This window comes from Methyloglobulus sp. (assembly GCF_040079455.1).
Taxonomy (GTDB): domain Bacteria; phylum Pseudomonadota; class Gammaproteobacteria; order Methylococcales; family Methylomonadaceae; genus Methyloglobulus.
Genome location: NZ_JBEBKJ010000045.1, coordinates 1 through 14,178 on the forward strand (window position 1 = coordinate 1; position 14,178 = coordinate 14,178).

The following is a 14,178-nucleotide window of genomic DNA, read 5'->3' on the forward strand; positions in this document are numbered from 1 at the left end:
TTTGGGCTAGGTTCTTCCAGGACATAGGCTATTGCTCGAACTTGAATAAAGGCTTATTTTACCCATTTTGGGGCTTGAGGTCGTGCAAAGGTCTCAGGTAATAAAAAAGGGGCTTAACGCCCCTTTTTTACGACTAATTACACCGAAGTGATAAGGTCTACTCTTTATCGACTTCTTTCATGCTCAACCTAACTCGTCCTTGACGGTCGATTTCCAGGACTTTAACCCTGACAACATCGCCTTCGGTGAGTTTGTCGCTGACTTTGTCTACATGGTCATCGGAGATTTGCGAGATATGCACCAAACCGTCCTTGCCTGGCAGAATAGTGACAAACGCCCCAAAATCCATCAACCTGGCAACTTTACCTTCGTAAATTTTACCGACTTCAACATCGTCGGTGATCTCTTCAATTAAGCGACGGGCTTCTTCACCAGCGGCTTTATCGACAGAAGCGACTTTGACCACACCATCGTCGGTGAGATCAATGCTGGCTCCGGTTTGTTCGGTAATGCCACGGATCGTTGCACCACCTTTGCCGATGACTTCGCGGATTTTGCTCGGATCGATTTTAAAACTAATGATGCGCGGCGCGAAGTCTGACATTTCATCGCGGGTAGCCGCCAAGGCTTTATTCATTTCGCCCAGGATATGTAAACGGCCTGTTTTAGCTTGTGCCAAGGCAGTTTTCATGATTTCTGCGGTGATACCATCGATTTTGATGTCCATTTGCAGAGCAGTAATGCCGTCTACGGAACCAGCAACTTTAAAATCCATATCGCCCAGGTGATCTTCATCACCCATGATGTCGGATAATACGGCAAATTTGTCACCTTCTTTGATAAGTCCCATAGCAATACCAGCGACTGGCGTTTTGATAGGCACGCCTGCGTCCATTAAGGCGAGACTGGTGCCACATACCGATGCCATTGAGCTAGAACCGTTGGATTCTGTGACTTCTGATACTACACGTAGGACATAAGGGAATTCCTCCATATCCGGCAAAACTGCCAGCACGCCGCGTTTGGCTAAACGGCCATGCCCAATTTCGCGGCGTTTGGGTGAGCCGACCATGCCGGTTTCACCTACGCTGTACGGAGGGAAGTTGTAATGCAACATGAACGGGTCTTTAAATTCACCTGCCAGGGCATCAATGATTTGTGCATCACGTTGCGTTCCCAGAGTTGCCACGACTAAGGCTTGCGTTTCACCACGAGTGAACAGCGCGGAACCGTGGGTTCTAGGCAGGACACCAGTGCGAATGGAAATCGGCCTTACGGTATCCAATGCGCGACCATCAATCCGTTTGCTGTCATTAAGAATGGCATTACGGACGATTTTATATTCGAGATTTTCGAGGAGGGTACGAATATTCTTTTCGGTATGTTCACCTGTAGCAGTTAATTTTTCAACGACTGCAGTCCTGATTTCTTTTAGCTTATCTTGCCTGATCAGTTTTTCAGCGATTTGGTAGGCTGCTTTGATGTCGGATTCTGTGTTTTCTGCAACGAGCTTTTCAAGCTCGGCATTCGTATCCGCAGCAGACCATTCAACTTTACCCATGCCAGCGGCTTTAGCAAATTCGTTAATCGCGTTGATGGCGATCTGCATTTGCTCATGACCGAAGAGTACCGAACCTAACATGACTTCTTCAGACAGACCAGCGGCTTCGGATTCAACCATCAGCACGGCTTGAGCCGTACCTGCAACGACCAGATTTAATTGGGATTCCTTGAGTGCGGCAGGGGAGGGGTTAAGTAGGTATTCACCGTCTTTGTAGCCGACACAAGCTGCACCCACGGGGCCATTAAAAGGCAATCCTGAAACAGCCAAGGCAGCAGAAGCGCCCAATAAGGCCGCAACTTCGGTATTAACTTCAGGATTAAGGGACATTACCGTTGCGACGATTTGTATTTCGTTGGTATAGCCTTCAGGAAATAGCGGACGTATTGGCCTGTCGATCAAACGGGAAATAAGCGTTTCTTGTTCGCTGGGACGACCTTCGCGCTTAAAAAAGCCGCCGGGAATTTTACCCGCCGCATAGGCTTTTTCCATATAGTTAACGGTGAGCGGAAAAAAATCGCCACCGCTAGGTTCTTTTTTGCCAACGACTGTCACCAAAAGCGTTGTGCCTTCGATGTCAATCATGACTGCGCCATGGGCTTGACGAGCTATCTCACCCGTTTCTATGGTAACGGTGCGGTCGCCGTATTGGAATTGTTTCCTGACTGGATTCACTATAAGATTCCTTATGTGTTTAAAGAATTAATTAAGGGCATTCACTACAAGTGAGTGAATCGGAAGCGGCCTGATTGTTTTTAAAAAACCAGGCCGTTCCAGGCTTGGATTATTTACGTAAGCCGAGGCGTTCAATCAAGGAGCGGTAACGGGTAATATCTTTATTTTTAAGGTAATCCAACAGTTTGCGGCGTTGATTAACCATACGCAACAATCCCCGACGGGAATGGTTGTCTTTTTTATGAGCAGCAAAGTGTGGTGTTAACTGTACGATGTGTGCGGTCAATAACGCGACTTGTACTTCCGGTGAGCCTGTGTCTGTTTCTGATAAACGGTAGGCTTCGACAACGGCTTTCTTTTCTTCTGTGGAGAATGACATTAAGTAATCCCTATTAAGATTAATAAAAAATAAAGCACTTGCTTGAATTTAAAAAACAGCAAGAGCCAGTAACAAACAGTTCCACGATAGGGTGTAGAAATGTTTAATAAGATTCAATGTTGTATTGAACCTAATCGTTCATATTGAACAATTTTTTCGGTGCTAGTTTACCATCCAAACGCATTTCTCCCAACCCTAAAAACTCAGTTGCATGGTACATTCGTACTGGGCCTAGAAAGTTTTGGGTAAGGGTTGAGGATTGCCCTTGTTTGGTGTTAGCAGCCTGCTGGTCATTAAGATGTACAGCAGGTAAATTTTGTAAAGGTGTGTCAACAGCAATAAGTGCTGCCAGCAATTGTTGTTCGTCTAATTCTTGTAAGTTCTCTAGCGATATGGCTTGCTCAATGTGGAACTGTCCTGCTTGTAACCGGCGTAATTCCTTAACGGTTGCGCCACAACCCAAGTCCTCACCAATGTCTTCGGCGAGAGAGCGGATATAAGTGCCTTTTGAGCAGTAAACTTCAAACTCCAAGGTATCCTTTTGGACAGCCAACAACTTCAATTCAAAGATCGTAATATGCCGAGCTAAGCGTTCTACAGTTTTACCTTCCCTCGCCAATTCATACAGCTTTTTGCCATTTTGTTTTAATGCTGAATACATGGGTGGAATCTGGTCGATTTCACCGGTAAATTTTTCCAAGATGGCTTCGATGTCCTCAATGGTATATTCGAGGACAGGCCGTGTTGCAATAATACTGCCTTCCAAATCGCCTGTATCAGTCTTAATGCCAAGCTGGATAGTAACCTGATAACGTTTGTTGTCATCCAGCATCATCCCGGATACTTTTGTGGCTTCACCAAAACAGAGTGGCAATAAGCCCGTGGCTAAAGGATCTAAGCTGCCTGTATGACCTGCTTTATTGGCATTGAATAAGCGTTTTACTTCCTGTAACGCCCTGTTTGACGAGACTCCTAAGCGTTTATCCAGTAGCAATATTCCGTGAATATTGCGCTTGGAACGGCTTTGATTCATGGGTTTTCGCTCTCATCTCTTTTTATAGGAACGGTTTTGTTCACTTCGCTTAGTAGCTCTGCAACCCGCATACCGGTATCAAAAGAATCATCATATAGGAACTTTAACTCGGAGATGTGCCGTAGCTGCATTTTCTTAGCCAGCAGATGCCGAATCATAGGTGCTAGCTCATTTAGCCATTTAATATGATTTTTCTTGTTTAGATCATCAGAGTTAAGCACGGTAAAATAGATTTTGGCAGATGCTAAATCTTTACTCAGCACAACTTCGTTGATGGTGATAAAACCCAACCTCGAATCATCAATGTCGCGTTGCAGAATTAATGCCAGTTCCTTCTGCATTTGCGATGACACACGGGCGCTACGGCCAAATTCTTTAGGCATCAGCTTTATAAAACGCGTTTGATTTCAGTGCGTTCAAACACTTCGATTTGATCGCCCGGTTGTACATCGTTGTAATTTTTTACACCGATACCGCATTCCATACCCATTTTGACTTCGGCGGCATCGTCTTTAAAGCGACGTAAAGACTCTAGTTGCCCTTCGTAGATCACGACATTGTTACGTAATACGCGAATCGGCAAGTTTCGTTTAACAAAACCGTCAACGACCATACAACCTGCAATCGCACCAAATTTTGGTGATTTGAAGACATCACGCACTTCTGCAAGGCCAACAATGGTTTCCTTAATTTCCGGTGCTAACATGCCGCTGATGGATTTTTTCACTTCATCAATGGCATCGTAAATGACACTGTAGTAATGTAGGTCTACACCTTTTTCTTCGATTATTCGTCTTGATGTCGCATCCGCTCTCACATTGAAGCCCATCAAGATTGCACCAGAAGCCAGTGCTAGATTAACGTCACCTTCATTGATGCCGCCAACGCCGCCATAGATGACTTTGACTTCCACTTCCTCGTTCGACAAATCAACCAGGGATCCACGTAAGGCCTCCAAGCTGCCTTGGACATCGGTTTTCAGAACCAGATTGACACTGGCAATTTCACCAGTAGCCATTCTAGAAAAGACTTCATCCAGTTTTGATGCACTTTGGGCGGCATGTTTAGTCGAACGTTTGCGGTCTTCACGGTGTTTTGCCAAGTCTTTGGCAACTCGTTCGTTTTGTACCACCAGGAACTCATCACCCGCAAAAGGTGTTCCAGACAAACCTAGGATTTCAACCGGAACGCAAGGCCCGGCTTCTTTAATGGACTTACCGTTTTCATTGAACATGGCGCGAACCCGCCCGAATTCATGACCACATAAGACCATTTGGCCACTTTCCAACGTGCCTTTTTGAATCAGTACGGTTGCCACCGCACCACGGCCTTTGTCCAGCCTTGATTCGATGACAATGCCGGATGCCGCGCCTTCGGCTGGCGCTTTCAGTTCCAGGATTTCGGTTTGGACAATCAACGCTTCGATAAGCTCGTCAATGCCTTCACCGGTTTTGGCGGAGATTTTAAGGAATTGGACATCGCCGCCCCATTCTTCGGGAACGACGTTAATATTGGACAATTCTTGCATGACTTTATCAGGATTGGCATCAGGCTTGTCGATCTTGTTCATGGCGACAATTATCGGTACATTTGCTGCCCTGGCGTGTTCCACCGCTTCTTTTGTTTGCGGCATAACACCATCATCTGCTGCCACCACGACGATAACTACGTCAGTGACATCAGCGCCACGGGCACGCATTGCCGTAAACGCGGCATGGCCTGGAGTATCCAAAAATGTGACTGCACCATGGTCAGTTTTTACCTGATAAGCACCGATATGCTGGGTAATGCCCCCAGCTTCGCCTGCGGCAACACGGGTTTTACGGATATAATCCAGCAACGAGGTTTTACCGTGATCGACATGCCCCATAATGGTTACAATCGGCGCTCTCGGTACAGGAATACGGTTGTCTTCTTGCTGTGCTTCGGTAAGCATATCCTGCTCAAAATCATCATCATTCTGCATGATGGCTTTATGACCCAATTCTTCCACCAGAATAGCGGCGGTGTCTTGGTCGATGCTTTGATTGATGGTTGCCATGATGCCTAGCTTCATCAAATGCTTGATGACCAATGCTGCTTTTAAGCTCATTTTTTGGGCAAGATCAGAGACGATAATCGTTTCCGGTATTGTGACTTCCTTTATCATTGGGGCGACTGGCATTTCGAATTGATGTTTGCCGTCGGATTGGTTAGAGCCGCGTGCCGGTGACTTGGGTTTCTTTTTGCCCTTTCTGGCGTAATTGACTGAGCGACCATCGTCATCAGTCTTTTTTCTATGCAGCGTTTCTTTTTTGCCTTCTGCTTGTTGCTTGACTCGTTCGGAATTTCTTTTAATGGATTCTTCCAAGCGCCGTTCTTTTTCGTCTAGCTTCTTTTTGGGAGCTTCTGCTTCCTTGGGTTTTAGCGGCTTTTCTTGTTTGTCCGATGTTGCTTTTGTGGCATCTGGCGTGGCGGCTAAGATCGGTTCAATCACTGTGTTTGTAGTGACATTTTCTAGCGCTTGCAATTGTGGCTCGGTAACCGTTAACTCTGGGGCTGGAGAAACAGCTTCCTTCGGTTCGTGTTCTGCTGTTTTCGTAGCATCCTTGGCAACTGTTTGTGGTTCGGTTTGAGCGATTATTTCAGGGGTAGGAGTTTGCTCAATCAGTTCAAGTTCAGCCGTTTCTTGCTCTTCCTTTTGCTTAACATTAATGTAATTTTTCGTTTTGCGGAATTCGACATTGATGGTCTTGGTCGAGCTTCCTGGCGCAGTAGCCTGTTTGATTTCAATATGCTTTGTCCGCACTAGCGTGACTCGTTGTTTTTCGGGTTCTCCCGCGGGCTTTCCATGCCGACTACGCAAATGTGTCAGTAATTTGGTTTGGTCGTCATCGCTAATCACCTCATCAGCCGTACTGACGGATAGCCCCGCTTCCTTAAGCTGCTCCAATAACCGTTCCAGAGGGATTTTTACTACCTCAGCTAATTCACGTACTGTTTTATCACTCATATCCTACTCCTTCCTATTCACCTGACGCTTCAGCAAACCATGGCTCGCGGGCTTTCATAATTAATTTTGCAGCCCGATCTTCAGTTATGCTATTGATGCCCAGCAAATCGTCAACCGACTGTTCCGCTAAATCTTCCATGGTAATAATGCCTAGGCTTGCCATTTCATAAGCTAGTTCTTTATCCATGCCTTCCATACTTAGCAAGTCTTCTGCGGGTTCTGCGGATTCAATTTTTTCTTCCGCCGCAAGAGCTCTGATGAGCAGGGCATCTTTAGCTCGGCTACGCAGTTCATTGACTAAGGCTTCGTCAAAGCCTTCGATTTCAAGCATTTCACTGGCGGGAACATAAGCAATTTCTTCGACGGTATTAAAGCCTTCTTCTACTAAAATCAGGGCAATATCTTCATCGACATCCAGTTGGTCAACAAATAGCTGCTTGATTTTCGCCCCCTCGGCTTCGCTTTTTTCTTCTGCTTTGGTGGCATCAAGTACATTTAATTCCCAGCCCGTCAGCTGGGTTGCCAAACGTACGTTCTGACCGCCCCGGCCTATGGCTTGGGACAGATTTTCAGAACTTACTGCCAAATCCATACTGTGTTTGTCCTCGTCCACCACGATGGATTGGATTTCCGCAGGTGCCATAGCGTTGATAACAAACTGCGCCTCACTGGGATTCCACAGGATAATATCGACACGTTCACCCGCCAGTTCATTGGTGACCGATTGCACTCTTGAGCCGCGCATACCTACGCAAGCACCAACAGGATCAAGCCTGGGGTCGTTGCCTTTAACAGCAATTTTGGCCCGTGAGCCAGGATCGCGAGCTGCGCCCATAATCGAGATCATGCCTTCATTGACTTCAGGCACTTCCAAACGGAATAAGGCGATCAACAGCTCCGGTGCGGTGCGGCTTATAAATAGCTGGGGGCCACGCGCTTCTGAACGGACATCTTTCAAGTAGCCTCGAATCCGATCGCCGATGCGGACAGCTTCCCTGGGAATCATGTCTTCTTTGGCGATGTAAGCTTCGACATGACCACCTAAGTCTAAATAAATGTTACCTTTTTCAATGCGTTTTACGATGCCCGTGATGAGTTCACCGACTCGGCTTTGATACGCCTCAACTATTTTTTGGCGTTCGGCTTCTCGTACTTTGTGGATAATGACTTGTTTGGCGGTTTGTGCAGCAATCCGTCCAAAATCCACGGAGTCGATTTCTTCCTGGATTATATCGCCGACCTGAGCGTCTTTGTCGTCTAAACGGGCGACTTCCAATAATATTTGCGAGACGGGAAATTCCACATCACCATCAATATCTGGGTTGGCATCAACCACATCCCACTGCCGATAAGTGACGTAATCCCCAGTTTTTCTGTCGATGACGACGCGAACCTTAATTTGATTGGTATGGCGCTTGATCGTAGCCGCTTCTAAGGCGGACTCAATAGCTTCAAAGACAATTTCCTTATCAATCTCTTTTTCATTAGAAAATACCTCGGCTACTAATAAGATCTCTTTATTTGCCATGTCGTCCTCCTTTTTCAATTAAATAGTCAGGCACCAAACGCGCTTTGCTCATCGCGTCGAAAGGCACCTCAAAAATCTGCCCTGCTTCACGCAGTGTGATAATGTCGTCTACAACTTTTTCGATTACGCCGGTAATTTTTTTCCGGCCAGCGATGGCATGGTAAACATTCACCAAGACCGTGCTGCCAATGAATTGTTCAAACTGGTGTACATGGAAGAAGGGTCTTTCTGTGCCTGGTGAAGAAACTTCCAATTGGTAGTTGTCTGGAATAGGGTCTTCAACATCGAGCACACCGCTGATTTGGTGGCTAACCTTAGAGCAATCATCCACTAAAATACCATCGGGGCTGTCGATGTAAATCCTGAGCAAGCCATGTTTGGGGTGCGGATGATAGTCGATGCCGACACATTCATATCCTAAACCTTCAACAATTGGCTCGATTAAATTCACCAAATGTACAGGAGCTTGCTTCATTGTTTCCTCATCAAATCTTCGCACATAAAAAAAGAGCCAGCGGCTCTTCCATTAACAACCTATCAGTAAGCTTCTAAGTCCAAAGCCCCCAAAATAAAAAACCCCAAACTGGGGCTTCCTTGTAACTGGTAGCGGGGGCAGGATTTGAACCTACGACCTTCGGGTTATGAGCCCGACGAGCTACCAAGCTGCTCCACCCCGCGTTAAGACCGCCAATTATAATGGTTCTGGCTAAATTAGCAATGTATTTGTTAATAAAAATCTAGAGAAAGATGGTTGCTGGGCGTGGGGCGTAATATCGGGTTGTATATTCTGTAGTATTTGCCAACACAGGAGATGTAATGTTCGCATGGTATAACAAATATCTTGATAGCAAGAACGCCCCTATTACAACTACATAATTAAGAGCAGCAATATTTGATTTTAATGCTGGTCACTGTATCTTGTGTACAGCGTTTTGCAAAAAAACATACCGCAAAGCCGACAGCATAAATAATTCTATAAAACGTAAGCGTAAAACAAATCGAAATGGGCATTATATTCAGGGAATACGGACGGGTAGTCTGGCAGAAGAAGTGGTATTTTTTATTGGCTTTATTGGCGCTTGCTAGTGCAACTGGGTTGGATTTGTTGGCACCGACGTATTACAAAAACATTGCTAATGCTCTTGCCGCACCTTATTCAGATGCCACATTAGCAGATTTGCTGGATAATTTAAAACAGCTGGCTTTCGTCTTTGCTGGTATTTGGGTTTCGTGGCGCTTTCTTGAATTAGCTATTGTGCCGTTGGATGGCGGTGGCGTTAACCTGTTAGAAAAACGCTGCTTTGATGTCCTGAAAAAACAGAAAACCACCTTTTTTGAGAATAACTTTTCCGGCAGCCTTATCAAGCAAGCCAACCGTTTCTCACGGTCTTTTGAAATCATCATGGACTGGTTTTTGTTCCAGTTTTATATGAACCTGCTGGCGATCTCCATTGCATTCAGCATTTTTTATCAACATCAACGCCAGTTTGCGTTGTATTTTCTCGTCTGGGTTGCCTTGCTCATCACTTGGAATATTGGTTTTTCAATGTGGAAAATGCGCTTTGATAAAGCCGTCGCAGAAGGTGACAGCAAAGTCGGCGGCGTTGTTTCGGATGCCATCAGTAATATTTTCATTGTGAAAACTTTCGCGTTGGAAGATAACGAACAAAACCGGGTCAATAGCGCCTCTAACGAGGTTTATCGTAGGAAAAAAATCGCCTGGCTGATGACCTTCATTTCCTTTGCCGTACAAGGGGTGATGACCTTCGGGATGGAGCTGTTGTTGATCTATTTAATGATCGATAAATGGAAAGCGGGTTACTTTCAAGTGGGCGAGTTTGTCTTGTTCCAATCCATTATGATTATGCTGATCCAGCGTTTATGGGAATTTGGCCGTAACTTCAGGAATTTTTTTACCGCACTTGCGGATGCCTCTGAAATGGCGGAAATATTTCGCCGGAACGACACAGAACAAGATGCTTCCAACGCCAAGCCAATTAAAATACGCCAGGGCGCGATCCATATTAACAATCTCGGTTTTACTTACAATGCAGTCAATCCACAGCAAACTCGGCTGTTTGAGAATTTTAACCTGGACATTAAGGCTGGCGAGAAAATAGCGCTGGTCGGGCAGTCGGGTTCAGGTAAGTCATCCTTAACCAAGCTGTTGTTTCGGTTTCTCGAGCCTCAACAAGGTTGTATTACTTACGATGGTATGGATGCAAAGGCCTTTACGATGGATTCATTAAGGAAGCAAATCTCAATGGTTCCACAACAACCGGATTTATTTCACCGCTCCGTCCGTGACAATATTACACTCGGTGCGGATATTAGTGATGCTGAATTGATTGAAGTGGCAAAAAAATCATGCAGTTTTGATTTTATTGATGATCTTCCCGATAAGTTCGATACGATGGTCGGTGAGCGTGGAGTCAAATTATCGGGCGGTGAAAAACAGCGTATTGCCATTGCCAGGGCATTCCTAGAAGATGCGCCTATCGTGGTGTTGGATGAAGCCACCAGCGCGTTGGATTCGCTCACCGAACAACAAATCCAAGTTGCCATTTTTAATCTTATTAAAGATAAGACGGCAATAGTCATAGCCCATCGCCTTTCCACCATCCTGAAAATGGATCGCATAGTGGTACTGGAATACGGCAAAATCATAGAGGAAGGCACACATCAACAATTGTTGGATAAGCAAGGGAAATACTATGCCATGTGGCAGCATCAGAGTGGGGGTTTTTTGGTTGATTGATTTTTATTCGGGTGTTCACTCTATAAATTTATGCATTTTAGGAAAATGAAAAGCCGTTCCATTCCCCCTTGCCGTTCTTTATGAGCTTGAACAAGCGAGGTGGGGTAACCCAGCCTCGCTTGAGAAATGCAATGGATTTCTTGATTACTTGGCTTGTTTGCAAATTAGTGAGTAATTTATTGCATGTCCTCGCTGAGGAATATTCCCTGCAGTTGTGGTAAATGTATAGCTGCCGGAAGTCGATTCTAAGGTGCCCTTATCATGGAGAACCAATTTCGTATTGAAATCAATGGCATCTTGAGTGCCAACATCATTAAAATAACTAATTCCCACAACTGTTTTACCCGCATCCAGTACTGTTGAGGCAGTAAATGTTTTCTGGCGTGTAATCGTCGAAAAATCATCATCAAAACTCACGCCAGGGTTGACCACGAAAGCTTTTTGGTAGGACTCTACGGCAGCGCCGTTTAACAAATAATCCACCACCACTGAACATGACACATTGCCCTGTCTAGCAGCATTTGCAGTCAGCGGAGCGGCAAAAATCGCCGCAATCATGAATACAGCGAACAACTTTATTTTTTTTGACATTGAGTGACTCCTCATTAATAAGATTTTATATTTAAGGTTAACAACGTGGACACAAAAAGTTACCAATTTTTGTCTCACGGTTGGTTAATGCCAAAAAACAGGCAAAAGGTTCAAAGAAGACCCAGATTTAGTAACTAACTGAACAAAAACTATATTTTTAGGGTCGAGAAAGAAATTTCAGTAAATAACAAAAATATTCTCGCAAACACAATATATTGTGCTAATATTTAAGCAAGCCACAACATATCGTAACAAACTAATTTAAGCCTGTTACGTTATTGTTTGTTTTGTTAGGGATTTTCGCTAGCGACTCTGATAAGGGGATACAGAATGCAATCGCCCAATTCAGCATTTTTAGCGCCAAATGTGTTGGAATGAAACTGACGTTTCTCATCGCTTAGTTCAAATTAAAGCTTGTTCGTCCCAGCGGTGGCACACAAATACAACAATTATCCAGACCCCAAACCTTTGATATAACGAAATACCAGAGAGACCATCCATGCCAGCACAACTCCATGTCATCGCCAACAATGTTACCGAAATCCCGTTCCAGGATGCCTCAATGGATATCTGGGATACCAAATACCGCTTAAAATCCAAAGACGGGACAGCCCTGGATGCCACGATTGACGAGACTTACCAGCGGGTTGCCAAGGCTTTATCTAGTGTGGAAAAAGGTAAGGCGCAGCAGGAGCAGTGTTATAAGGATTTTTTGTGGGCGCTAAGGCAAGGCGTTATTCCTGCTGGCCGCATTATCTCGAATGCAGGGGCGTTGGAACACAAACCCGCCACTTCAACGATCAACTGCACCGTATCCGGCACGATAGTCGATTCAATGGATGATATTCTCGGTAAGGTTCATGAGGCCGGGTTGACCTTAAAGGCTGGTTGCGGAATCGGCTACGAATTTTCCACCTTACGCCCCAAAGACGCTTATGTATCGGGGGCAGGGGCTTACACCTCAGGGCCTCTGTCGTTCATGGATATCTATGACAAGATGTGTTTTACCGTGTCCTCTGCTGGCGGCAGGCGCGGTGCGCAAATGGCGACCTTTGATATAGCCCATCCCGATGTGGTCGAATTCATCCGCGCCAAACGCGAAAACGGACGTTTGCGCCAATTCAACTTGTCTTTGTTGATCACCACAGAATTTATGGATGCAGTCAAGAACAACCAACCTTGGTCGTTTTCGTTTCCAGTCACCGAAAAAGAGGCCAAGCTCGATCAACTCGATGTTTTCAATAACGAGCAAATTGTCTGGCGCGAATTTCCTGTTAAGGATGGCTATGTCGTTAATGATGCTGGCTTGGTAGCCTGTAAAATCTCCAAAACCATGCCCGCCAGACGCTTGTGGGACATCATCATGAGTTCAACTTATGATTACGCCGAGCCAGGATTCATCCTGATCGACAAGGTCAACGAAATGAACAACAACTGGTTTTGCGAAAACATTCGCGCCACCAACCCGTGCGGCGAACAACCTCTGCCACCTTATGGCAGTTGCTTGCTGGGTTCAGTTAACCTTACCCGCTTCATCAAAAAACCGTTCACGGCAGATGCCCAGTTTGATTGGGAAACCTACCGCAAAACCATCCGCATCTTTACCCGCATGTTGGATAACGTTGTCGAAATCAATGGGTTACCGCTGCAAAAACAGCGTGATGAAATTGTCAGCAAACGCCGCCATGGCATGGGTTATCTGGGCTTAGGCTCAACCGTGACTATGCTAGGCATGAAATACGGCGATGAGGCTTCCGTAAAATTCACCGAAGAAGTCACCAAAGTGATGGCAATTGAAGGCTGGAAAGCCGCCTTAACGCTTGCCAAAGAAAAAGGTGCTGCGCCGATTATGGAGCAACAGTTCACGGTGACGGGCGAAATATTGCGTAAACGCCCAGAGATGGCGACGGACGGTTATAGGGTCGGCGACCAGGTCGCAGGAAAAATCCTCCATGCCAAATACAGCCGCTACATGCAGCAAGTGGCAGCAATCGAGCCAGAACTCGTAGCCGAATTGATGGAAACCGGAGCGCGCTTCACCCACCACAGTTCCATTGCGCCCACGGGTACGATTTCCCTGTCGCTCGCCAATAATGCCAGCAACGGTATTGAGCCCAGCTTTGCCCACCATTACTCGCGCAACGTCATCCGTGCCGGCAAAAAATCAAAGGAAAAAATCGATGTCTTCTCATTTGAGTTACTGGCCTACCGCGAACTGGTCAACTCCAAAGCCATGCCTTACAGCGACAAGCCCGAACAGCAACTGCCGGACTGCTTTATTTCCGCCGAAGATGTCACGCCCAAACAGCACGTGGACATCCAGGCCGCGGCGCAGATTTGGATTGATTCGTCCATCTCCAAAACCGCCAACGTGCCGACCGATTACCCTTACGAAGACTTCAAGTCCATCTACGAGTACGCCTACGACAAAGGACTAAAAGGCTGCACCACCTTCCGCTTTAATCCCGAAGTGTTCCAAGGCGTATTGGTTAAGGATAAGGATTTAGAAAACACCACCTACCAGTTCACCCTGGAAGATGGCAGCGTGGTGGAATTTAAGGGCAATGAAGAGATTGAATACGATGGCGAAATCCATAGTGCGGCGAATTTGTTTGATGCACTTAAAGAGGGTTATTACGGGAAGTTCTAAGATTGGATTAC

Annotated in this window: 10 protein-coding genes and 1 tRNA gene; 2 read left to right on the top strand and 9 right to left on the bottom strand. The window is 45.9% G+C overall.

What is annotated here, in order from left to right; genetic code table 11:
• Positions 1 to 157 precede the first annotated feature (157 nt).
• The 8 genes from pnp to ABL924_RS10850 form a co-directional block, all read right to left on the bottom strand.
• Complete coding sequence (pnp, locus tag ABL924_RS10815) at positions 158 to 2,236, bottom strand: polyribonucleotide nucleotidyltransferase (protein WP_349027106.1); 2,079 nt, start codon at positions 2,234 to 2,236, stop codon at positions 158 to 160.
• Between the two features lie 109 nt (positions 2,237 to 2,345).
• Entirely contained in the window at positions 2,346 to 2,615 is a 270-nt protein-coding gene (rpsO, locus tag ABL924_RS10820) for a 30S ribosomal protein S15 (protein WP_349027107.1), read from the bottom strand.
• Between the two features lie 130 nt (positions 2,616 to 2,745).
• Positions 2,746 to 3,648, bottom strand: coding sequence for a tRNA pseudouridine(55) synthase TruB (gene truB, locus ABL924_RS10825; protein WP_349027108.1), 903 nt, complete (start codon positions 3,646 to 3,648; stop codon positions 2,746 to 2,748).
• Positions 3,645 to 4,031, bottom strand: a complete 387-nt coding sequence (gene rbfA, locus ABL924_RS10830) for a 30S ribosome-binding factor RbfA (RefSeq protein ID WP_349027109.1) — start codon at positions 4,029 to 4,031, stop codon at positions 3,645 to 3,647. Before rbfA ends, truB begins: the two co-directional genes overlap by 4 nt.
• A gap of 5 nt (positions 4,032 to 4,036) precedes the next feature.
• Entirely contained in the window at positions 4,037 to 6,640 is a 2,604-nt protein-coding gene (infB, locus tag ABL924_RS10835) for a translation initiation factor IF-2 (protein WP_349027110.1), read from the bottom strand.
• Between the two features lie 13 nt (positions 6,641 to 6,653).
• Positions 6,654 to 8,168 carry a transcription termination factor NusA gene (gene nusA / locus ABL924_RS10840; protein ID WP_349027111.1) on the bottom strand — a complete coding sequence of 505 codons (1,515 nt, stop codon included), beginning with the start codon at positions 8,166 to 8,168 and terminating at the stop codon, positions 6,654 to 6,656.
• Positions 8,158 to 8,643 carry a ribosome maturation factor RimP gene (gene rimP, locus ABL924_RS10845; RefSeq protein ID WP_349027112.1) on the bottom strand — a complete coding sequence of 162 codons (486 nt, stop codon included), beginning with the start codon at positions 8,641 to 8,643 and terminating at the stop codon, positions 8,158 to 8,160. Before rimP ends, nusA begins: the two co-directional genes overlap by 11 nt.
• Before the next feature lie 126 nt (positions 8,644 to 8,769).
• Positions 8,770 to 8,846: transfer RNA gene (locus ABL924_RS10850), tRNA-Met, on the bottom strand.
• Positions 8,847 to 9,171: 325 nt separating this feature from the next.
• Here ABL924_RS10850 and ABL924_RS10855 point away from each other — a divergent pair.
• A complete protein-coding gene (locus ABL924_RS10855; RefSeq protein WP_349027113.1) occupies positions 9,172 to 10,926 on the top strand; it encodes an ABC transporter ATP-binding protein in 1,755 nt (584 codons plus the stop codon).
• Positions 10,927 to 11,070: 144 nt separating this feature from the next.
• On the opposite strand, the gene ABL924_RS10860 is transcribed toward ABL924_RS10855, so the two are convergent.
• Complete coding sequence (locus ABL924_RS10860; RefSeq protein WP_349027114.1) at positions 11,071 to 11,517, bottom strand: hypothetical protein; 447 nt, start codon at positions 11,515 to 11,517, stop codon at positions 11,071 to 11,073.
• Between the two features lie 499 nt (positions 11,518 to 12,016).
• On the opposite strand from ABL924_RS10860, the gene ABL924_RS10865 reads away from it, so the two are divergent.
• A complete protein-coding gene (locus ABL924_RS10865) occupies positions 12,017 to 14,167 on the top strand; it encodes an adenosylcobalamin-dependent ribonucleoside-diphosphate reductase (RefSeq protein WP_349027115.1) in 2,151 nt (716 codons plus the stop codon).
• The last annotated feature ends 11 nt before the right edge of the window (positions 14,168 to 14,178 follow it).

Excerpts from the sequence above, each read along its gene's own strand:
- rpsO (WP_349027107.1), bottom strand. The coding sequence starts at position 2,615 with ATGTCATTCTCCACAGAAGAAAAGAAAGCCGTTGTCGAAGCCTACCGT.
- truB (WP_349027108.1), bottom strand. The coding sequence starts at position 3,648 with ATGAATCAAAGCCGTTCCAAGCGCAATATTCACGGAATATTGCTACTG.
- rbfA (WP_349027109.1), bottom strand. The coding sequence starts at position 4,031 with ATGCCTAAAGAATTTGGCCGTAGCGCCCGTGTGTCATCGCAAATGCAG.
- infB (WP_349027110.1), bottom strand. The coding sequence starts at position 6,640 with ATGAGTGATAAAACAGTACGTGAATTAGCTGAGGTAGTAAAAATCCCT.
- nusA (WP_349027111.1), bottom strand. The coding sequence starts at position 8,168 with ATGGCAAATAAAGAGATCTTATTAGTAGCCGAGGTATTTTCTAATGAA.
- rimP (WP_349027112.1), bottom strand. The coding sequence starts at position 8,643 with ATGAAGCAAGCTCCTGTACATTTGGTGAATTTAATCGAGCCAATTGTT.
- ABL924_RS10855 (WP_349027113.1), top strand. The coding sequence starts at position 9,172 with ATGGGCATTATATTCAGGGAATACGGACGGGTAGTCTGGCAGAAGAAG.
- ABL924_RS10860 (WP_349027114.1), bottom strand. The coding sequence starts at position 11,517 with ATGTCAAAAAAAATAAAGTTGTTCGCTGTATTCATGATTGCGGCGATT.
- ABL924_RS10865 (WP_349027115.1), top strand. The coding sequence starts at position 12,017 with ATGCCAGCACAACTCCATGTCATCGCCAACAATGTTACCGAAATCCCG.